Source organism: Photobacterium sp. GB-50 (assembly GCF_003026755.1).
Lineage (GTDB): Bacteria > Pseudomonadota > Gammaproteobacteria > Enterobacterales > Vibrionaceae > Photobacterium.
In genome coordinates, this window is the sequence record NZ_PYNX01000029.1 from 1 (window position 1) to 20,898 (window position 20,898).

The following is a 20,898-nucleotide window of genomic DNA, read 5'->3' on the forward strand; positions in this document are numbered from 1 at the left end:
TAACCGAAGTTATTTGTATTGGTCACTAGTATCATTGATAAATCTTTCGACTTAACTTTTCAACGAGTGCCCACACAGATTGCATGGTCAAATTGTTAAAGAACAATACTGAACTCGGTAACCGCTTACGCCGTTGTCCGTGTCAGTGGGGTCGCATTATAAGAGCAAATATAAAGATGGCAAGAATAAATTAAACAAAAAAAACCAAGTGTTCATAATTCAAACAATACCTCCATTGGTGATTATTTTCACCTCTATTTGTGCATCTTCTCTTACTAAATAACCCTATCCAACCTTAGTGATGAATTGCAAAACACAAGACGTTTAATCACGATGCGATGCAATCTGTCTCAATAGCTGATGATCTTCTTACTTAAGCGCCACTGAAACATGGCACTAAGTTTGAATTATTTATTAAAAGTCATTCGCGGAGCACTGTGATGAAGACAATAGGTTATGTGATCCCTTGTTTCCCTACTTTATCTGAAACATTCACGGGTGTTGAAATGAGAGCAATGATTGCACTTGGACATCATGTTGTTCCGTTTTCATTTATGAAAGGTCAACACTTTCAACGTGCTGATATTCCATTAATGAAGCAGTGTTGCTACCCCTCAAACCTTCCCTACTATAGTTTTCGCCACATCACCCGTTCCGTAAGAAGCTTACCTTTTATTTACCAACAACATGAGTTCGGAAAACTCGCTCTTATTCGGCAAGGCCTACAATTAGCGCTATGGGCACATAGTTACCAATGCCAGCATCTTCATGCGCATTTTGCTTGGCATAGCTCAGCGATTGCAATCGTTGCAGCAAAAATATTGAATATTCCAGTGTCATTTGTTGGACATGGCGCTGATATCTACGCTGGGCCTCAAGATTTACAAGCCAAGCTTTCTCATTGTCAGTTTTGCTGCGCTGTGACAAAGGCAATGCATGATCATTTGCAATCACTAACAAAGACACCTGTTCACTATCTACCTTGTGGGATTGAAGAGCAAAACTATCCCACTTTAAATAATGAATGGTCTCCATCTAAGCGCTTTTTATTTATTGGTCGATTGGTTGAAAAAAAAGGGCTTATAACGTTATTGAAAGCCATACAACGACTCAAACACCCGATTGAAATCGATATTGTTGGTGATGGGCCATTAAAATCGGAACTAATATCTTTTTGTAAACGGCATGGACTCATAAACGCTGTTTCTTTTTTAGGCAGTCAAAATGCAGATTGGCTACGATCTCATGCTCAACGTTACCAAGGACTAATCGCTCCTTTTACCATCGCTAATAATGGTGATACTGATACAGGCCCACTAGTTTTAAAAGAAGCCCTTGCATTAGGGATCCCTATTATTACTACTAACCTTGTTGGTTGTACTGAGATCCTTTGCTCTGATATAGGAGTGATGATACAGAAAGATTCACCTACAGAATTAGCAACAGCAATTACAAACCACCAGCTAAAAAGCTATCAGGAATTAAAAACTCAAAGAGAGCTCGGTTATAGGCATGTCATGAAAGCCTTTACTGCAAAAGCTCAAGCGCAACGGCTATCACAGTGGATTGAAGCACTATGAGCACATTAAAGGTTGTTGCGATTTATGGGATTGGAGTCGTCTTTTGTAAACTAATTGGATTGCTAATTCAACCTTATGTTACAGATCAATTAGGTTTGGAAGAATACGGTAAGCTTGATGTATTATTAGTTTTAACTACATTCTTATCACTGCTCATTAGTTTAGGCATCATTGATGGTCTCTATCGTTTTTATCATGATGCATCAAACCCAACACGGTTATTAGGCCAAGCCTTATGGCAAGTCATGTTATGTGGTGCAATAATTACAAGCCTGCTTGTTTTTTTTAATCACGATATTCAAACGCTTTTACCTGGTCCACCGCCACTTTTTTCCTTTAATTGTTTTATTTTTACTATCTACTTTAACTCTCTTAACGCTATCCCTTTAGCAAAGCTAAGGATTGAGAATAATGCTAAACACTTTGTAAGTATTTTACTTATCACGGCATTATTGCAAGCGGCCTTAGCGCTCTTGTTGGTCACTACATGGAAAGTTGATGGTATGGCTTTAGCTGGATTGATCGCACAAGTCGTGTGTAGTGTTTTACTCTATAAACAATGGCCAATACCACACTTCTCAATGAACCCCGCATTATTAAAATATGGTGCAATTCTAACTATCTCTGGATTATTGGGTTTTATTTCATTAGGTGCTGAGCGTTGGGCTATCGCGCATTATTTAGGAGTGGAAGCGGTATCTCCTTATGCAATTGCAATGCAGTGGGGGGTTGCCGCTAGTTTATTAATAGAACCTTTTGCGTTGTGGTGGTTTCCAAAACGATTTAGCTTTATCAATACAGAGCACCGTAAACAATACTTAGCCAATATTACTATTTTAGCTTGCCAGCTTTGCATACTTATTTCTGCTCTTGTGCTTTTGTTCGGCCCTGTTTTTTTAAGGTTTTGGCTTAATGCTGAGTTTTATTACAGTAGTGTTCTTATCCCATTCATCGCATTGTGGTTAATGCTAAAAGGCTGTTGTACTTTTCTTAATGTCGGCTGCTATTACCACGAACATGGACAAGGAATATTATTGATTAATAGCCTGTCAACGCTATTATCATTACTCGTTTTTATTTATATATTACCCTTATTTGATATTCTCGCATTGATCTATTGTGGAATTGCGATTCAAGCGTTGCGCCTTTTTATTTTTTACTTTTATAGTCAATACCATCTCCCTCTGCGATATCCTCTCTCTGATTTGTTTGTCAGTTTTTCACTTATTATACTGATCTGTTTTTGTCAGCAATATCAACTCACTTATTTTCTCATTCTGTTAACTCCTCTTCTTTGCCTTCAAATCTATTGGCCTTGGCGTCACCTTTGTAACTATCGCCATGTATTACAGGTGATCTATGACAAGGGGTAAACAAATTATCATCGCTTTGTTTAGTACGATAAGTTGCTTTATTGTAAGCAATTACACGTTTAAACATTACTTTGCATTTCTTGGAATACTGTCCCTGCCCTTTGTTGTTAAGCGTGCTTTTTTACTCTGTATTTGGTTTATTCTTTTTTCATATTTTCGCTTACATGAAGCAATGCCATTCCTTGAACCCTTTAAAATACCCAAGTTATTAGCACTTGCTTGTTTGGTCGGATTAAGTTGGCAGTTATGGATGAACTATCGTAACTTCAAGTGGCACCCATTACATACATGGCTACTTTGCTTTGCATTTTGGGTCAGTATTAGCTGTGCTTTTGCTTCTAATAGAGAAGAATCATTTGAAATGTTGTCAGGTAACTTTCTAAAAATCGTTTTAATGGTTTTTGCTATTAGTTTATTACCCACCCATATTTCTCAACTAAAAAGAATTCCTTATTTACTCTTTCTTTGTGGTTTGTTGATTGCCTCTATTACGTTGTATAACAAATATTATGAGATTGGATTAGTCGAAGAAACACGTGTCACGATTGGCCGAGCATTTGGATCAATGCTCGGTGATCCTAATGATCTCTCTTTAGTTCTGTTATTTCCGCTATCATTTACTGCTGTCCATATTTTCCATGGCCACATTATTGCTCGTCTTATTGCGATGCTTATTAGCATAACTCTCCTAGCAGGTATTGCAGCAACGGAAAGTCGAGGCGGACAACTGGGAATAATTAGCGTGGTATTTATGTCACTGCTTCTTCGCAGTAAAAATATCGTCACACCACTTATCATTACCGCTCTTGGGATCATGGCTTTATTTGTCGCAGCAGGTATTGAAAACAGATTTGTTTCATCTGCTAGTTCAGGCGCCATTGATGAGTCTGCAATGGGGCGTCTTTATGCTTGGGGCGCTGCAATAATGATGGCAGTTGATCATCCATTTACTGGTGTTGGATTAAGTAATTTTTATAATAATTACTATTTTTACTCAGTACATTGGGATGGTAAGAACCATGCTGTTCATAGCTCTTGGTTTGAAATATTAGCTGAGAACGGATTTGTCGGGTTATTCTTATTTGCTACTTTGTTAATAAAAACTTTCCAACTTAGTTACCGCTTACTTAAACGATTAAAAAAAACAACATATCAACCACTTGCTGAAGGGCTATGGCTTGGCATGGTTTCCTTTTCTGTCAGTGGTACTTTTCTCACACAAGGAACAACGTGGCCTTTTTATATTTTATTAAGCTTATTAATTGCAACCGATCGATTAACTTGTAATACAAATCAACTCCATAAAAAGGATTTGAGTCATGGATCGTGATATAGAGTTTATTATTTTTGGTGAAGATTGGGGACGACATCCATCTAGCACTCAGCACTTAATATCAATCATTGCTCAGCAATATCCTGTCTATTGGGTCAATTCTATTGGTTTAAGGCAACCCCAACTGCAAGCTAAAGATATCAGGCGTATTATCGAAAAGTTCATGGCTTTTATGCGTCGTACAGAAAAAACTGAAATCTCCGCCACAAATTTAAAAAAGATCATCAAACCTCTTGTTTGGCCATTAGCTCGAAATAAAGTGATGAAGTACATCAATAAGAAGCTATTGACGACACAACTCCCCCCAAAAAAACACTATCGTGTTTTATGGATAGCCTTACCGAGTGCGATTGAATATATCGAACTCTGCCAAGCCGATTTAATCATTTATTACTGCGGAGATGATTTTTCAGCACTAACTGGCGTTGATCACGATAAAGCAATGCAAGCAGAACAAACATTAAGTATGCAGGCCGACCTTATTTATGTGGCAAACAGACAATTAATGGCACGCTTCCCGAAACACAAGACACATTATTTGCCCCATGGTGTTGATCTTCATTTATTTAAATCAAAACATGAATGCCCACCAGCCATTGATAAAGATAAAAAAAATATTGGCTTTTATGGCAGTTTAAATAATTGGCTTGATTACGATTTATTACAACAACTCGCATTAGCGCGCCCACATCTTCAATTTTATTTGCTTGGGAATAAGGAGTGTCATCAAGTTCAGCAATTGCAAAATGAGAATATCCATCTATTACCTGCGATACCTCATCACCAACTCGCTAGTTATTTACAACATTGGCATATCGCTATTTTACCTTTCATCAATAATCAACAAATTAAAATGTGTAACCCCTTAAAATTAAGAGAATATTTAGCAGCCGGATGTCCTGTCATTAGCAGTAAATATAAAGCCGCAACAGAGTACTCACCTTTAGTGTCAATTGCGACAACTCAGATAGAATGGCTCTCGGCAATTGATCGCATTACACAGTTAACCCCACAACAAGTCGATGAATATAAACAAAAAGCATACCAAAGCGTCCAGCATGATAGTTGGCAACGTCGTATAGAAAAGATCATTCATACTATACAAAAAATACGATGTTCAACGACTGAATAACAAACCCTTACATCAGGCACTCTTTTTGCAGTCTTTCTTATACACACAAGAAAAAGGAATGCGTGATGATAAGAACAATCTATCTAATCATCTTACTAGGGCTGGTTGGGTGTGCCAGTACCTCACAATCCAATAAGAAATTAGAGCTTTTTTTTAGTTCAGAGCAAGTGACGTTAACCGCAGAGCAACACCGTAAAATCATCCAATTTTTTTCAACCTTCTCATATAACCAAATAACAGCAACAGTAGGCCCTGCTAAGCTCAATAATAAATTTGACGCTTTATTACACAGTCAAAAACGAATGCAAAACATAGAGACGATCGCACAAGAGCATCAAATCCCTTTAACGTTGGAGTATTCTCCTCAAATAACAATCGATACGTTGCTCCTTCGGAGTAACTAAGGTATGCGCCACCTCTTTATAACGCGCTTATATCCATTACTTTATGGATTATGGCTTCATCGTTATTTATTAGTTTTACCCATCATCATTATGCCTTTTCTAATGACAATAGGCGGCTTTCTTAAAACTAAGTATTACTACTCTGAAACCACTATTTTGGTTCAGGAGGCCGCATTGCTTAATCCTTTTTTAGAAGATTTATCTATTTCAATGAATCTAGAGCAGCGAATTAAAGCACTCCAAGTCGTGATCCAAAGCCAATCAACGTTGGCGATCGTAATTGATGAACTCGATCTAGTGCCTGATAAAAACCCACAAAAAATTAAACACGTCACCGCTCAACTCGAAAAAGGGATCACCCTTGATTTGACAGGTAACGATCTCGTTCAAATGAGTCTTGTATGGCAACAACCCGAACAAATTCCAGAAATATTAAATATTCTTTCTCGCATTTTCTTAGAAAAGCTACGAGCCCCTGGACGAGCATCGATTGATAATTCAGAAGTGTTTTTACAAAAACAATTAACAACAACCCAAAAAGATTTAGAGCTTGCAGAAAGTGAGCTTGCCACCTTTAAAGCAGAAAATGCGGATAACTTACCGCTCCTACAAGGCGTCAATGTTGATACTAGTATTAAATTGTTAAGGAAAATAAACGAATCAGAATTGGCTTTACTCCACGCAACAAGTAAACGTGATAGCATGTATAAAACACTGATAAATACCAACCCTGTTATCGGCAAACTAGAGCAAGAAATTGTAATGGCCGAAGCCGAGCTTGCTATATTACGTGCCAGTTATACCGATCAACATTCATTAATTAAAAATGTACTCCGCCGTTTAGAGCGTTTAAAACAAGAGCGGACTCGGCAAGTTGAGTTACAGCAATCACTTTCCCCAGATCAAATCAACAGTTTATGGCAACGGCTAGTTAATAGCACTCAAGATCCTGAAAACCAAACCCAACCTATATTGCTCAGCCAATTTGAAACCTTACAGCAAGCAGAGTCTGAAATCGATGCCATTAATCAAGAGCTCGTATTACTCAAAAAACAAGCTGCAAATATCATAGGAAAACGGGTGGAGTTTGCAGAATTAGAAAAAAAACTCACCAGTTTAGAGCGAAACTATAAGGTCAAATCGAACATTTATAACCAACTACTAGAGCGCTATGAAATGGCCAGAGTCACTGGCCACCTTGGGCGTTTTGAAGAACCAGACAAGCTCAAAATAATAGACAAACCCTCAGTACCGAATGCTCCTCAAAATTGGCCATGGTGGATGAACTTTTTGTCCGGCATTCTTTTTGGCGCAGTCATTGCTTTATTTCTTGTAGGCATCTCGATTATTTTTGATACGCGATTATATCAATCCAGCCATATCCGACAGTTAGTATCTTACCCAATCTTGGTGCGCATTCCTTACTTCTCAAAGGAACATGAACATGGTTAGAACACTACAAGTCGTCCAACATTTACGCCCTGGCGGGTTAGAAAAGCTCGTTCTGAATTTGGTGCGTTTTGCCTCATCAAAGCATCGTGTTTATGTTGCTTCATTAGAAGAAACAGCCACATCTGCTATTTCAGCATGGCCTGAGTTAGCAGCATTTAAAAACCAATTAATATTTTTAAATAAACCCTCAGGTATACATCTTCAAACCGCTTATCAATTAAGAAAAATCATTAATAAGCTAAAGATCACCACGGTTCACAGCCACCATTTAGGTCCTTTACTCTATAGTCGACTCGCACTATTAGGGCTAAGCACAACCCATATACATACTGAGCACGACAGTTGGCATCTAGAAGAGCCAAAACAACAAACCCTCACTCGTTGGCTATTAAAAAATAAACATGTTGAACTCGTCGCCGATGCCCCAACAATAGCCAAAGATCTTCATCAACGATTAGGTCGTCCAGCTGATCATATTATTAATAACGGTATCGACTGTCACTTTTACTGTATTGGCGATCAAGCCAACGCTCGTCATGACTTAGCGTTGCCTCAGAAACAAATACTCATTGGTTGTGCTGGGCGACTGGTTTCAGAAAAAGGGATTGATACCATGCTTCTCGCCCTATCATCACTTCCAGAGCATTATCATCTTGTTATTGCAGGTGATGGCGAGCAGTTCTCAAACCTCAAACAGCTCGCCTGTCGTTTACAGCTTGAGCATCGTATTCACTGGTTGGGTTATTGTAAAAACATGCGTTCTTTTTATCGCGCTATTGATGTGTTCTGCATGCCGTCACGTCATGAAGGACTCCCCTTAGCTTTGCTTGAAGCACAAGCGTGCGGTAAACCGATTGTGGCATCAAATATTGGTGCGATCCCCGATGTCGCCCATCCAGAAAACAGTGTATTAATATCGCCTAATGATCCTGTCCAATTAGCTCACGCTCTAGATCATGTACTGACACATAAGACTAATGAAACAAAAACAGCGCATTTCATCCAACACGTTGCTGATGTAAGAACGATGACAGCAGCGTATGAAGCCCTCGCGAAGTAAGGAGCTAACCATGATGGTAAGTTGGTTTATTCTTTTAATTCTAACGCTAATTATTATTTATCATCATGTTATCTATAGTGCTGTTATGGTGTGGTATGGACAACATCTAAAACGAAAAACCATTACAGTAGAACCAGATAGTTTTCCAGCCATTGCGATCCTTATTCCGGCTTATAATGAGGAAGCACATATTAACGATAAACTGGCTAATTTATTGATGCTTGATTATCCCGCAGAAAAACTGTTTATCTTCATTTGTTGCGATGGTTGCAATGATGCAACCGCAAAACTTTGTCGCCAATGGGAGAGGCAATTTCAACGGGCTAATATTCATTTTCAGTTGCAAATAAGCACCAGCAATAAAGGAAAGTTAGCGCGCCTAAATCAACTTATCACGATGGCACAACCTTATGCAGAACTGGTTGCATTAAGTGATGTATCAGCGCTTATCTCGATCGATGCCCTTAAACAAGCAACCCATAGTTTTAACGATCCTAAAGTTGGTGCAATCACAGGTAATTACCTTATTTATGATGGCAATACAGGAGAGAAACAATACTGGTCTTGGCAAAATAATATGCGCTTTGCGGAATCACATTTAGGTAGTGTTATTGGTGGCAATGGCGCTTTTTATATTATGCGATCACGCTTATTTCAGCCATTGCCTTACGACACCATCAACGACGATTTCATGTTGCCGATGCAAGTGCTTAAGCAAGGTTATAATGTGATTTATAATGAATGCATAAATAGTATTGAGCTCGATATTAGTAGTAATGAACAAACCCATCAACGAAGACAGCGTATTGGCGCCGGTAACTTACAGCAACTGATCCGCTGTCGTTTTGTATTTAATCTCCACCAGCCAGGGGTAAAATGGTTATTCGCATCTGGTAAAGGTTTAAGAACCTTAATGCCTTTTCTTTTCATCATGTACCTAAGCATAACCTGTTACCTTGCCGTCCATGGCTCACTTCTCGCCATATGGTTAACGGGATTGCAAGTCGTTGGATATAGTCTTGCGGCACTACCTCTATTAGGTGTAAAAAATAAACTGTTAGATAAATTACATTATTTAATAGGTGGTTACCTATCTTCTTTAATTGGAATGCTACGCTATCTCTTTGGGCAATTTAGAGATGGCTGGAAAAAAAAGCCGCCTCTCAATACCTACCAACATTCTTTTACGATTATCCTCAAACGCTTCTTCGATATTCTTCTCAGTTTTATAGGATTATTACTCACACTTCCATTATGGCCCCTGATTGCCTTGCTTATACGGTTAGATTCCAAAGGTGATATTTTTTATCGACAAGTGCGTGTAGGACAAATTAATGATGAACATATCATGTTGTTCTCCATGTTGAAATTTCGCACCATGCAATCTAACGCTGAAGCAAAAAGTGGTGCGGTATGGTCTCAAAAAAATGATCCTCGTATCACTCGAATAGGAGGGTTCTTAAGAGATACGCGATTAGATGAACTGCCTCAATTTATTAATGTGATAAAGGGAGACATGTCATTAATTGGCCCTCGCCCTGAACGCCCTGAACTATGTGGAAATTTGCAAAATGCATTGCCTTTCTACTTAGAACGAACTCGAGGCTTACGCCCAGGTATAACAGGCTTAGCACAAGTAAATCAAGGCTACGACAGCTGTATAGAAGACGTTAAAGCGAAGATCGCATGGGATCATGCTTACGCTATCGCATTAGCATCACCATTACAATGGCTTAGAATGGACTGCTGGATATTGCTCAAAACAGCATACATTATGGTAACGAGACGTGGACAATAGTTGGCACAACCTTTGAATCATATTAGTTAAAATAGAGAATAAGGAATACCTATGTTCGCATCGTCCAGCTCAGTTATCGCACTTGCTCTACAAGATGAATTTGATGCGCAAAGAGCAAGGGAGCTTGAAAGTGAATTTGATGTTCTCAGTCAAACCGAGCGAATGGAACTCGTCATTGATATGACGCAAGTCCAATTTATCGACTCATGTGGTATTGGTGCCATTGTTTTTCTTTATAAACGCTTAAAAAGCCGAGGACGTCGTTTACGTCTACTTAATGTTAACGGTCAACCTAGAGAGTTAATGCAAATGCTCAGGATTGATAAAGTGATCCCACTCATCACATCAGCAGAGTTAACTTAATGAAATCGCCTCTATTGCTGCTTATAGCCTTATTATTACTACTGACAGGTTGTAGTACTTTTTGGCCTGCGCAAGGAGAAATTCCACTTTCACCGCCAAAACAAACCCAACTCCATCAACTCGAACACCATCAGTTTGAGCTCCAATTACTCGCAACACGAGGCGCCAAACATTGTCTTCCTGGTCAATATATCCGATTACAAAACCTTTATTTAAAAGCAAGAGAAGAAGCCCTTAACGGTTTTGATCGTGATGCTGAAATTACTCTTTTAAAATACCAAACCCAGAATGCCGTGATCCAAAAGCAAATGGATTGGTTGGAATATCACACCCTATGCCTTGACCCCAATTATTCTGAAGTAGAACTCAAAGAGCGTTTCTTATTATATATGTCCGTCGATAACCAGTTTGCGTTAAATAAAACAACCTTGTTGCCTGATTATCAAGAATCACTCCGCTATGCCGCTGGAATAATTAAACGTCAAGAGCACTGGCACTTACAACTTATTGGCTATACCGATAGCCAAGGTAATGAACTGAATAACTATGCTCTTGGCTTAGAAAGAGCGAATACAGTTAAAGACTTCTTTGTTGAAAATGGCGTTGATCCTAACCAAATAACGGTGCTTAGTGTTGGAGAAACACAGGCCATTGACGATAACACTCTCACAAAGCAGCTCAATAATAGAAAAGTAGAAGCAAGAGTATTGGTTGAACACCACGCTCAGTCTATTCATCGCGTATTTGATATAAAGGACTGGCATACAATTCGAGATGGCTTATGATCCGTATCTTCTGCCTACTCATTCTCTTTATCTGCTTCCCTTTACGGGCAGACAATACAATCACGCTAACGGCAGGCGATCGTATTTTCCTGTTTGTACCTGGCGAAAAAGCATTCAGTGACGATTTCACGATTGATGATAACGGAAAAATTCAACTCCCAGAAGTCGGTACAATATCGATCGCAGAGCTCACCATCAAAGATGCTGAACAAAAAATAAAACAAAAACTATCATCTATCTATCTTAACCTTGATGACTTTAAGCTTACCTTAAAAGAACAACTCATCCGTATTCATGTACTTGGCTATGTTGAAACTCCAGGAACTGTTTCACTCAAACCTAACAGCAATATTCAATTAGCACTTGCTGCTGTTGGCGGTGCAAGATCAGGCGCGCAGTTAAACAAGTTCTCCATCATACGTAATGGCATATCTCAACGTTTTAATTATAAAAAATATTTAGATACGGGTGATACCTCCAATCTACCTACCTTAACCAATGGCGATACCCTCTTCGTCCCTGTATCTCCACTGCTCGGCAACATTGAAGTTGATTTTGATGCTGCAGCTATTCAAAACACAGGTGATTCAAACAAAAAAAATGGCTTAACATTATTTGGTGAAGTCCGAAACCCAGGAACATTTAGTTATAAGCCAGAAATGAATGTGGTTGATGCCATCATGCGTGCAGATGGTGTAACACGCTATGCCGACGTAACTAAAATTCGAGTGGTTACCGATAATAAACCTTATATATTTGATCTAAAAACCTTCTTAGATACAGGTGATACCCAGCATCTTCCTCCTATAAAAGAGGGAACCACAATTTATGCTCCGATTGAAATTGATGACATCAGTACAACGGTAAGAACCGCCTTTGTCATGGGGGAAGTGAAAGCCGCTGGCGCTTACGAAATAGGAAAAAATACAAAATTTATTGATGTGCTAGCCAATGCCGGTGGTCCAACACGTTTCGCAGATACAACTCAGATCAAAATACTCAGTGAAACAGAACCGCCAATAACGATCAATCTCGTTGAGTTTACTAAATCACCACAAGATTATGATATCCCGCTGATGAAAACAGGTGATGTCATTTTTATTCCAGAAAAAACCACCGTAAATGTAAAGTCATGGCTTAAAATTACGGATGATCGCTCTATTAAAATTATAGGGGCAATCAATATTCCAGGGCGTTATGAGTGGAGCCCAGCGATGGATTTCATGGATCTACTCGCTCACGCAGAAGGCCCGACTAAACGTGCAAATTTAACGAATATTCGACTCATCACCGAAGACAAAGATCTTAATAAAGGCCATGAGGTCTCTTTCTTTAATTTCCAAAACTTTATCAAAAAAGGCCATCCTAAAAGATTACTTCCTGAGCTTTCTGCAGGAATGACCATTATTATTGATGAATTACCCGATGACCCCAGTGATAATAAAGCCAGTTGGTTACGCCAAGCACCAAAAGATTCTATTTATATCTTTGGCTCAATTGGCGCGCCTGGTCGCTATGCGTTTAATAATGACCAAGGGTTTCTTGATATCCTCTCAGCCGCTGATGGGCCAAGTAATGAAGCTGACTTACAAGAAGTGCTTATTACGCATCGCAATGGTACTCAAAGCCATGTTACTCAGTTAGATCTTTCCGAATACTTTCGAACTGGGGATGAATCAGTCTTACCCAAAGTCGTTCCTGGGGACGTTATTTATATACCAAAAATATCAAAAGCTTCAGATCATCATGCAATTAAGATTATCGGTGCGGTTTATACCCCCGGACGTTTTAATTTCAACGAAAAGCTAACATTTTTAGATCTACTTTCCATGGCTGGAGGACCAAAAAATAAAGCTAACTTATCCAGTATTCGTATTGTAAGACTTCCGAAAAAAGATCAACCCTCGGCTCAAGGGCATCAAGTACTCTTTTTTGATCTTGAGAATTTTATTAAGCAAGGAAGCCCTGAAAGTAAACTCCCCAAGCTCACATACGGCGATACCATTATCGTTGATGAACTCCCGCACAACCCTAGCGACAGTAAATCCAGCTGGCTCCGTCAAGCAGCAAGCGATTCGATCTATATTTTTGGGGCCGTAGGATCTCCTGGTCGGTATGGTTTTAATAAAGAACAAGGGTTTCTCGACATTCTCTCTGCCGCAGACGGACCAATTGGTGATGCAGATATTCAAGAGTTACTCATCACACATCGCAATGGTAAAAAAACAACCGTTTCTCGTCTCGATCTTGCGAGGTACTTTGAGACTGGTAATGAAAAACTTCTTCCTACCGTACTCCCCGGCGATGTCATTTATGTACCACAAACAACTCAAGCGAAAGATGATAAAACTGTCATGGTTATTGGCTCAGTAAAAGGTCCGGGGCGATTTAAATGGAATAGAAAACTGACTTTTTTAGAGATTTTTGCTCTTGCTGGCGGCCCATTAGAAAGCGCGAACTTAAGCAGTATTCGCATTATCAAGAAAAACAAAAACGATCCAAATAGTATTATTTATTTTGATTTAGAGAAATTTATCGATCGCGGCGGTAACTTTGCAACACTCCCAACCATAAGGGCGGGAGATACGATAATGGTCGATGAACTCCCACGTGATCCCAGTGATAATAAATCCACATGGATTCGACAAAACGCAGAGGAATCTATTTATGTCTTTGGGGCAGTAAACTCACCTGGGCGATATGCCTTTAATAGTGACTTAGGGTTTTTAGATATTATTTCAGCAGCAGATGGCCCAAATAAAGATGCTAACTTACAGCAAATAAAAATCAGCCATCGTAACGGGACCCATGCCAATGTCACAACACTAAACCTTACTCTGTATTTTGAAACTGGCGATGAAAGTTTATTACCCAAAGTAGTCCCTGGCGATGTTATCTACATTCCGCATCAAGATGGAAATTGGTTAGATAAACCTGCAAATCGCGTTGTAAGACTGATGGGAGAAGTAAAAAAACCAGGGCGTTACTCATTCAATAGCCAGATGTCTTTACTCGATTTACTAGCAGAAGCAGGCGGCCCCACGGATAAAGCCTATATAGATAAAATAATGATCGTCAATAGTTCATGTTGCGGAGATAAAAGCCAAACATTCAGTTTACGGAACTACATAAAATATCCAGCAGAAACACCGATCCCCATGCTTCGTCCAGGAGATACGGTATATGTCCCCAATGAAGATGATTCAACAAGCACACTGTTAAGACAAGGCCTTCAAGACGCATTTAGTTTTGTAACAACCTTGCTTGTAATAGGAGCCGCATTATGAAACCTTGGTTGAGCGAAGAAATGGAACACCTATTCCAACAATTGCACCAGCAACAACTTCGCATAATCTGCGTTGCAAGCTGCAATCAAAAATGCGGAAGTTCAACAATGAGCTATTGGCTAGCTGAACGTTGCTCTGTAAACCAAACAAAAGTGCTATTGATCGATCTTGATCTTTCTGGATCAGGGCAAGGATTCGAGCCAACACAGTGGGAAACCGAAAATAAAGAGCAAAACCTTATTAATAAGCATCCCTTTCTAGATATTTTGCCCCAACCCAAAGATCAATCCACAGTGCTCACATTGCGACAGCCCCATAAACTTCGTTATCTTCTCCAGTATTGGCAACAACATTATCACTATATTATTTGTGATACAGGCAATATCAACACCGCTAACTGGCGAAATTTACCAGCCGTTAATATCGCTAATGCCAGCGATGGCATCCTTTTATGCCTTTCCGCAGCCAAGACGACAGAAAGTAAACTGCTAACAAGTATTACCAAACTAGAAAAAAGTAACTGTAATATCATTGGCCTTATTATTAATGATCAATTTAATCCGACACTCGCACAACGAATGCTAAAAAGTCTCAATACCAAAGCATGGTGGCTCCCTGAAAGGATCAAAGCAAAAATTACCGCAATGCTAAATAACAGCCAACTTCTACAAGGAAAATATCAATGATCAATCAGGTATTGTTCAAACAGACTTTTTGCTTAAATTACGAGAACTTAAAAACGATCAGGCACTGGCTAAAATCACAAAGCCATAAACTCAATTTAAGTTATGAGCTGAGTCAGCATATGATTCTAGTTTGTAATGAATACTGTGTTAATTTACTTGCACATCAAAGGTTAACAGCAAGTCACGTTGAATTAAAATATGGCTTACGTAATAATCAAGCTCGATTTGAAATCATTGATAACGGCTCTCATTGGCAAGCAATGAAAGAAAAAATCAGCTCCGCAATATTACCTGAAGAGCCCGCTTGCAATAAATTAGGGCTCGCTCTGATCAATACCTACTTCCCTGACTTTAAATATTTTCTCACCAATCACCAAAATATTATTCAATTTAACCTTCCACAAAAAAAGTCAAAACCGCAACTTCTGATCGTTGATGATAGCCCAAGCCAACTCGCACTCTTTGCGACCTTTCTCCGCGATCACTATCAACTCATTCTCTTCAGTAAGCCCATTGAAGCACTCGATTGGCTAGCTCATAGCCAATGCAATATGGTGATAACCGATTTACACATGCCCAATATAAATGGTTTCAGTTTTAGAGATAAAGTGACAGAGTTCAAGCACTGCCAGTCATTACCCTTTATCTTCATCTCAGCAGACAACAAAGACGCCACACTTTTAGAAGCAGCAAGAGCAGGTATTGATGACTATTTAACAAAACCACTCAATAAAGAAAAATTACTCACAATACTGAAACGAGTGTTAAAGCGCCATAGCACGCTAGCGTCTGTTTTTGAAAAACAGCTATTGGCACAGATGACACCTTACCAATCAGAATTTCCATCCAAAATTATGCTTCGAGATATCACAATAGATATTGATCAATACCCGATAAACCAAGGTGATTTTTTATTATATCGAGAACCCAAAAAAGACAAGCCTGCTATGCTCATCCTCGGAGATAATATGGGACATGGTCCATTGGCTAAAGCTAACGGTATTGGCTGGTTTGGCTATATTGCTGGCTTGCTTGATGCAGGTATAGAAAGTCCAAAAGAAATATGCGAGATACTCAACCAACAACTTATTGCTGCACCCAATAATCGTCATTTGATTTGTTTAATGATAATGATCATAGATAATAATAATACTGTGCACATCTACAATGCAGGCATGCCTGCAGCACTTCAACTAAGTCATGATAAGAGCATACATCTAGAAGAAAATATGGGCTTATTAGGGATCAATACCCAATTAACCATAGAACCAAAACGCATTACACTAACCAAAGATGTCAGCCTTCATTGTTACAGCGATGGACTTGCTAACCACCCTATAACTATTAACCAAATCAATCGATTAACACATTATCAAGCGAAAGAAAGGCATATGAAAATTTGGCAAAATCCGCAACGCTCAGCCATAGATGATAAAACGTTAATCAGCATATATAGATAAATTACTGCTTAATTCCATAAGCGTTAGCAAGTATATTCCAGCGTTGTTTTCCACTAAATTTAGTAACAACTTGAATATAGCTATATTTAGAGCATGCCTGCCACTCTTTGTTGGTCATAGAGTCAAAACATAGGATATACCAAGCTAACTTTGACCAATCAAACTCATCAACAAGCCATCTCGTATCTACAAGCAAAGGCAAATCACCCACTTTTGTGCCTATTACAGGAATGCCATATGCCATCGCCTCTAAAGCTGCCATTGGTAGCCCTTCTGCACGTGAAGAGATAAGCAGTAAATCAATTTTATTCCAATGAAGTGACATATCTTCAACGGCACCATGCCATTTAATATTGGGATAACTGCCCAATAAATTAGACTCTTCACCATCACCAAAAACATGAAATTTAATAGTTGGGCATTGGTTAGAAAGCTGTAGATAGCGGTCAATACCTTTGACATGACATAACCGACCAACAAAACCGACTTGAAAAGTTGTATGTCGGCGACGTAACACAAAGGGAGGAATAGAATGAATAAAGTTATTTAAGACGTAACACTGAAAAGGTACTTTCGATTTTATCTCGTCACTTACAGCAAAATTCGTTGATAAAAAACTAGTCGAACGATTAAGCCATTCATAAAAAGCTAAACGTCCAATTAAAAACTCACCGGCGTGAAAACTGGTAAGCACTCTACATCTGCGTAGCAGTTTTAAACATCGCGCCCATAATGAAGATTTATATCCATGAGCATGCAGAATATCATGAGACTGAACTAGCAGTGAAAAATGGACAAAACTTGCTGAAGTAAAATATTCAATTTGGTTTTTTTCTAATAAAGGGTAAAGCGGGTGATTAGATGCTTTAGAGATAAAAACAACTTTAAACGGAATTTTCTTATCTTTAAGAAGCAATGAAAGCTGTAACACATGGCTTTCAATCCCACCAAAACCTGAACTATCAAGCATCACATAGAGCATAGTAACCACATAATGAATCCATCATTATAAATTACATGCAAAAAAAAAGCCGAGTCTAATGACTCGGCTTCTCTTCTTATTTAACGGCTATTGCTTATTCAGCAGCAGCTTCTTCCTTTGCAGGACGGTCTAATAACTCGATGTAAGCCATAGGAGCTTTATCACCAGTACGGAAACCGCACTTCATGATACGAGTGTAACCACCAGGACGCGCAGCAAAGCGTGGACCTAGTTCGTTAAATAGTTTCGCAACAACTTCGTTGTCACGAGTACGAGCGAATGCAAGACGACGGTTAGCAACACTGTCTGTCTTAGCTAGGGTAATCAAAGGCTCAATTACGCGACGTAGCTCTTTTGCTTTAGGCAAGGTAGTCTTAATTAATTCGTGACGTACCAGAGAGCTAGCCATGTTGCTGAACATCGCTTTACGATGACTGCTGTTGCGGTTGAGTTGACGACCACTCTTACGATGGCGCATGACCTAATCCTTCTAACTAGATATCAGTAAACTATTAATCTTCAGCGATTGAAGCTGGCGGCCAATTTTCTAGGCGCATACCTAGAGATAGACCACGAGATGCCAATACATCTTTGATTTCTGTCAAAGACTTCTTACCAAGGTTTGGCGTTTTAAGAAGCTCAACCTCAGTACGCTGAACAAGATCACCGATGTAGTGGATCGCTTCTGCTTTTAGACAGTTAGCAGAGCGAACAGTTAGTTCAAGATCGTCTACAGGACGCAGTAGGATCGGATCGAACTCCGGCTTCTCTTCTTTCTCTTCAGGAACACGTACATCTCGAAGATCTACGAATGCATCCAATTGTTCAGCAAGAATAGTTGCTGCACGACGGATAGCTTCCTCAGGATCAAGAGTACCATTAGTCTCCATATCGATTACTAGCTTGTCTAAGTCAGTGCGTTGTTCAACGCGAGCTGCTTCAACAGCGTAAGCAATACGGTCCACTGGGCTGTAAGTAGCATCTACTAACAGACGACCAATTGGACGCTCATCTTCTTCAGTGTGAATACGAGCTGATGCTGGTACGTAGCCGCGACCACGCTCTACCTTGATGCGCATGCTTAATTCAGCATTGTCATCAGTAATATGGCAGATTACGTGCTCTGGATTCGCAATCTCAACATCACCATCATGGGTGATGTCACCTGCAACAACAGGGCCTGCACCAGATTTGTTCAGAGTAAGAATAACTTCATCTTTACCCTCAACCTTAACGGCTAGACCTTTAAGGTTTAGAAGAATTTCAAGGATATCCTCCTGAACGCCTTCTTTGGTGCTGTACTCATGTAACACACCGTCGATTTCAACTTCTGTTACAGCACAACCTGGCATAGAAGATAATAAAATACGACGAAGAGCGTTTCCTAAAGTGTGGCCAAAACCACGCTCTAATGGCTCTAGAGTTACTTTTGCGTGTGTCGTGCTAACTTGTTCGATGTCAACAAGACGCGGCTTAAGAAATTCTGTTACAGAACCCTGCATTGTGTCCTCTCTTAACTGTAGCCTTACTTAGAGTAAAGCTCGACGATCAGGTGTTCATTGATGTCGGCAGACAAATCAGAACGTTCTGGAAGACGCTTAAACGTACCTTCCATCTTGCTGCTGTCTACTTCGACCCAAGTCGGTAGTTCACGCTGTGTAGCAACTTCTAGAGCTGCTTTAATGCGTGCTTGGTTCTTAGCTTTCTCACGAATGCTAACAACGTCGTTTGCCGCTACCTTGAAAGAAGGAACGTTTACGACTTGACCGTTAACTAGGATCGCTTTGTGGCTTACCAGCTGACGTGCTTCTGCGCGAGTTGCGCCAAAGCCCATGCGGTAAACTACGTTATCTAGACGACCTTCAAGAAGCTGAAGCAGGTTTTCACCTGTGTTACCCTTGATGCGGGCAGCTGTCTTGTAGTAGTTACGGAATTGTTTTTCTAGTACGCCATATGTACGACGAACTTTCTGCTTCTCACGAAGCTGAACGCCGTAATCAGATAGACGACCACGACGAGCACCATGTTGGCCCGGCGCGTTATCAATCTTACACTTGGTATCAATCGCACGTACACCAGACTTAAGGAATAAGTCAGTGCCTTCGCGACGGCTAAGCTTTAGCTTAGGACCCAAATATCTTGCCATTTTTCTTTCTCCAATTTCCTAGAAACGAAACGTTATACGCGACGTTTCTTAGGTGGACGACAACCGTTATGAGGGATCGGAGTCGCATCAACAATGTTAGTGATACGGAAACCCGCTGCGTTTAAAGCACGGATTGTAGACTCACGACCAGGACCAGGGCCCTTAACCATAACTTCTAGGTTCTTAACGCCATATTCTTTGGCCATTTCACCACAACGCTCAGCAGCAACCTGTGCAGCGAACGGAGTAGATTTACGAGAACCACGGAAACCTGAACCACCTGCAGTAGCCCAAGATAGAGCGTTACCTTGACGGTCAGTAATGGTTACGATTGTGTTATTGAAAGAAGCATGGATGTGCGCAACGCCATCAGCTACTTGCTTGCGTACGCGCTTACGAGCGCGAGTTGGTTGTTTTGCCATTGTACTCTACCTTATCCGACTATTTTTTGATCGGCTTGCGCGGACCCTTACGGGTACGAGCGTTGGTTTTAGTACGCTGTCCACGTAGAGGTAGACTGCGACGGTGACGAAGACCACGGTAACAACCAAGATCCATTAGGCGCTTGATGTTCATGGAAATTTCACGACGAAGATCACCTTCTACAGTGTACTTAGCTACACCATCACGCAGTAGATCGATCTGCTCTTCAGTTAGTTCACTGATCTTAACATCTTCAGCAATACCCGTTTCAGCTAAAATAGCTTGAGAACGTGTTTTACCAATGCCGTAGATCGCAGTTAATGCGATAACAGCATGCTTTTGATCAGGAATGTTAATGCCTGCAATACGGGCCACTATTCACTCCTAGTACTTTACAAGAATAACCGCTGCAGAGCCCGTTGAGGATACGCAGCGGTGGTACAATTCTTTTGCACATAACAAAATATGGTTGGCTAATGTAGCCAACCTATCTTCAATTTGCAAGAAATATTTCTGCTAATTAGCCTTGGCGTTGTTTATGCTTTGGCTCACTGCAAATTACACGCACAACACCGTTGCGCTTGATAACTTTACAGTTACGGCAGATTTTCTTAACGGAAGCACGAACTTTCAT

General features: G+C 40.0%; 20 protein-coding genes. 13 read left to right on the forward strand and 7 right to left on the reverse strand.

Going from position 1 to position 20,898, the window contains the following annotated elements; translation table 11 throughout:
* Positions 1–440: 440 nt before the first annotated feature.
* The 13 genes from C9J41_RS20375 to C9J41_RS20435 all read left to right on the forward strand — a co-directional run bounded on the left by C9J41_RS20375 (position 441) and on the right by C9J41_RS20435 (position 16,713).
* Positions 441–1,580 (forward strand): glycosyltransferase family 4 protein, encoded by a 1,140-nt coding sequence (locus C9J41_RS20375; RefSeq protein WP_107208684.1) that lies wholly within the window; start codon positions 441–443, stop codon positions 1,578–1,580.
* On the forward strand, positions 1,577–2,953 hold the full coding sequence (locus tag C9J41_RS20380; RefSeq protein ID WP_107294950.1) for a lipopolysaccharide biosynthesis protein: 1,377 nt from the start codon (positions 1,577–1,579) through the stop codon (positions 2,951–2,953). Before C9J41_RS20375 ends, C9J41_RS20380 begins: the two co-directional genes overlap by 4 nt.
* Positions 2,940–4,283, forward strand: coding sequence for an O-antigen ligase family protein (locus tag C9J41_RS20385; RefSeq protein WP_107294951.1), 1,344 nt, complete (start codon positions 2,940–2,942; stop codon positions 4,281–4,283). The genes C9J41_RS20380 and C9J41_RS20385 overlap by 14 nt, the downstream gene beginning before the upstream one ends.
* Positions 4,273–5,418, forward strand: coding sequence for a glycosyltransferase (locus C9J41_RS20390; protein WP_107294952.1), 1,146 nt, complete (start codon positions 4,273–4,275; stop codon positions 5,416–5,418). The genes C9J41_RS20385 and C9J41_RS20390 overlap by 11 nt, the downstream gene beginning before the upstream one ends.
* Positions 5,419–5,483: 65 nt before the next feature.
* The gene (locus C9J41_RS20395; protein WP_107247900.1) at positions 5,484–5,822 is read left to right on the forward strand and encodes a hypothetical protein; all 339 of its coding nucleotides are present in this window, start codon (positions 5,484–5,486) and stop codon (positions 5,820–5,822) included.
* A 3-nt stretch (positions 5,823–5,825) separates the two neighbouring features.
* Complete coding sequence (locus tag C9J41_RS20400; protein WP_107208689.1) at positions 5,826–7,274, forward strand: sugar transporter; 1,449 nt, start codon at positions 5,826–5,828, stop codon at positions 7,272–7,274.
* The gene (locus tag C9J41_RS20405; protein ID WP_199194451.1) at positions 7,267–8,334 is read left to right on the forward strand and encodes a glycosyltransferase; all 1,068 of its coding nucleotides are present in this window, start codon (positions 7,267–7,269) and stop codon (positions 8,332–8,334) included. The genes C9J41_RS20400 and C9J41_RS20405 overlap by 8 nt, the downstream gene beginning before the upstream one ends.
* 10 nt (positions 8,335–8,344) lie before the next feature.
* On the forward strand, positions 8,345–10,132 hold the full coding sequence (locus C9J41_RS20410) for a sugar transferase (RefSeq protein WP_107294954.1): 1,788 nt from the start codon (positions 8,345–8,347) through the stop codon (positions 10,130–10,132).
* A gap of 51 nt (positions 10,133–10,183) precedes the next feature.
* Complete coding sequence (locus C9J41_RS20415; protein ID WP_105061076.1) at positions 10,184–10,495, forward strand: STAS domain-containing protein; 312 nt, start codon at positions 10,184–10,186, stop codon at positions 10,493–10,495.
* Positions 10,495–11,280, forward strand: a complete 786-nt coding sequence (locus C9J41_RS20420) for an OmpA family protein (protein WP_107208692.1) — start codon at positions 10,495–10,497, stop codon at positions 11,278–11,280. Before C9J41_RS20415 ends, C9J41_RS20420 begins: the two co-directional genes overlap by 1 nt.
* A complete protein-coding gene (locus tag C9J41_RS20425) occupies positions 11,277–14,567 on the forward strand; it encodes an SLBB domain-containing protein (protein WP_107247897.1) in 3,291 nt (1,096 codons plus the stop codon). Before C9J41_RS20420 ends, C9J41_RS20425 begins: the two co-directional genes overlap by 4 nt.
* Complete coding sequence (locus tag C9J41_RS20430) at positions 14,564–15,253, forward strand: hypothetical protein (RefSeq protein ID WP_107247896.1); 690 nt, start codon at positions 14,564–14,566, stop codon at positions 15,251–15,253. The genes C9J41_RS20425 and C9J41_RS20430 overlap by 4 nt, the downstream gene beginning before the upstream one ends.
* Complete coding sequence (locus tag C9J41_RS20435; protein ID WP_107261918.1) at positions 15,250–16,713, forward strand: response regulator; 1,464 nt, start codon at positions 15,250–15,252, stop codon at positions 16,711–16,713. The genes C9J41_RS20430 and C9J41_RS20435 overlap by 4 nt, the downstream gene beginning before the upstream one ends.
* Before the next feature lies 1 nt (position 16,714).
* Here C9J41_RS20435 and C9J41_RS20440 read toward each other — a convergent pair whose 3' ends face one another.
* The 7 genes from C9J41_RS20440 to rpmJ all read right to left on the reverse strand — a co-directional run bounded on the left by C9J41_RS20440 (position 16,715) and on the right by rpmJ (position 20,898).
* Positions 16,715–17,695 carry a glycosyltransferase family 4 protein gene (locus tag C9J41_RS20440; protein ID WP_107208698.1) on the reverse strand — a complete coding sequence of 327 codons (981 nt, stop codon included), beginning with the start codon at positions 17,693–17,695 and terminating at the stop codon, positions 16,715–16,717.
* 94 nt (positions 17,696–17,789) lie between these two features.
* Positions 17,790–18,173 carry a 50S ribosomal protein L17 gene (gene rplQ, locus C9J41_RS20445; protein ID WP_005370955.1) on the reverse strand — a complete coding sequence of 128 codons (384 nt, stop codon included), beginning with the start codon at positions 18,171–18,173 and terminating at the stop codon, positions 17,790–17,792.
* 34 nt (positions 18,174–18,207) lie between these two features.
* Positions 18,208–19,197 carry a DNA-directed RNA polymerase subunit alpha gene (gene rpoA, locus C9J41_RS20450; RefSeq protein ID WP_005370957.1) on the reverse strand — a complete coding sequence of 330 codons (990 nt, stop codon included), beginning with the start codon at positions 19,195–19,197 and terminating at the stop codon, positions 18,208–18,210.
* 23 nt (positions 19,198–19,220) lie between these two features.
* Positions 19,221–19,841, reverse strand: coding sequence for a 30S ribosomal protein S4 (rpsD, locus tag C9J41_RS20455; protein WP_005370959.1), 621 nt, complete (start codon positions 19,839–19,841; stop codon positions 19,221–19,223).
* A 32-nt stretch (positions 19,842–19,873) separates the two neighbouring features.
* A complete protein-coding gene (gene rpsK / locus C9J41_RS20460; protein WP_005370963.1) occupies positions 19,874–20,263 on the reverse strand; it encodes a 30S ribosomal protein S11 in 390 nt (129 codons plus the stop codon).
* Positions 20,264–20,282: 19 nt separating this feature from the next.
* Positions 20,283–20,639 carry a 30S ribosomal protein S13 gene (rpsM, locus tag C9J41_RS20465; RefSeq protein ID WP_005370966.1) on the reverse strand — a complete coding sequence of 119 codons (357 nt, stop codon included), beginning with the start codon at positions 20,637–20,639 and terminating at the stop codon, positions 20,283–20,285.
* 145 nt (positions 20,640–20,784) lie between these two features.
* Positions 20,785–20,898 carry a 50S ribosomal protein L36 gene (gene rpmJ, locus C9J41_RS20470; RefSeq protein ID WP_000868186.1) on the reverse strand — a complete coding sequence of 38 codons (114 nt, stop codon included), beginning with the start codon at positions 20,896–20,898 and terminating at the stop codon, positions 20,785–20,787.

Coding starts and splice junctions, on each gene's coding strand:
- C9J41_RS20375 (WP_107208684.1), top strand. CDS start 441: ATGAAGACAATAGGTTATGTGATCCCTTGTTTCCCTACTTTATCTGAA.
- C9J41_RS20380 (WP_107294950.1), top strand. CDS start 1,577: ATGAGCACATTAAAGGTTGTTGCGATTTATGGGATTGGAGTCGTCTTT.
- C9J41_RS20385 (WP_107294951.1), top strand. CDS start 2,940: ATGACAAGGGGTAAACAAATTATCATCGCTTTGTTTAGTACGATAAGT.
- C9J41_RS20390 (WP_107294952.1), top strand. CDS start 4,273: ATGGATCGTGATATAGAGTTTATTATTTTTGGTGAAGATTGGGGACGA.
- C9J41_RS20395 (WP_107247900.1), top strand. CDS start 5,484: ATGATAAGAACAATCTATCTAATCATCTTACTAGGGCTGGTTGGGTGT.
- C9J41_RS20400 (WP_107208689.1), top strand. CDS start 5,826: ATGCGCCACCTCTTTATAACGCGCTTATATCCATTACTTTATGGATTA.
- C9J41_RS20405 (WP_199194451.1), top strand. CDS start 7,267: ATGGTTAGAACACTACAAGTCGTCCAACATTTACGCCCTGGCGGGTTA.
- C9J41_RS20410 (WP_107294954.1), top strand. CDS start 8,345: ATGATGGTAAGTTGGTTTATTCTTTTAATTCTAACGCTAATTATTATT.
- C9J41_RS20415 (WP_105061076.1), top strand. CDS start 10,184: ATGTTCGCATCGTCCAGCTCAGTTATCGCACTTGCTCTACAAGATGAA.
- C9J41_RS20420 (WP_107208692.1), top strand. CDS start 10,495: ATGAAATCGCCTCTATTGCTGCTTATAGCCTTATTATTACTACTGACA.
- C9J41_RS20425 (WP_107247897.1), top strand. CDS start 11,277: ATGATCCGTATCTTCTGCCTACTCATTCTCTTTATCTGCTTCCCTTTA.
- C9J41_RS20430 (WP_107247896.1), top strand. CDS start 14,564: ATGAAACCTTGGTTGAGCGAAGAAATGGAACACCTATTCCAACAATTG.
- C9J41_RS20435 (WP_107261918.1), top strand. CDS start 15,250: ATGATCAATCAGGTATTGTTCAAACAGACTTTTTGCTTAAATTACGAG.
- C9J41_RS20440 (WP_107208698.1), bottom strand. CDS start 17,695: ATGCTCTATGTGATGCTTGATAGTTCAGGTTTTGGTGGGATTGAAAGC.
- rplQ (WP_005370955.1), bottom strand. CDS start 18,173: ATGCGCCATCGTAAGAGTGGTCGTCAACTCAACCGCAACAGCAGTCAT.
- rpoA (WP_005370957.1), bottom strand. CDS start 19,197: ATGCAGGGTTCTGTAACAGAATTTCTTAAGCCGCGTCTTGTTGACATC.
- rpsD (WP_005370959.1), bottom strand. CDS start 19,841: ATGGCAAGATATTTGGGTCCTAAGCTAAAGCTTAGCCGTCGCGAAGGC.
- rpsK (WP_005370963.1), bottom strand. CDS start 20,263: ATGGCAAAACAACCAACTCGCGCTCGTAAGCGCGTACGCAAGCAAGTA.
- rpmJ (WP_000868186.1), bottom strand. CDS start 20,898: ATGAAAGTTCGTGCTTCCGTTAAGAAAATCTGCCGTAACTGTAAAGTT.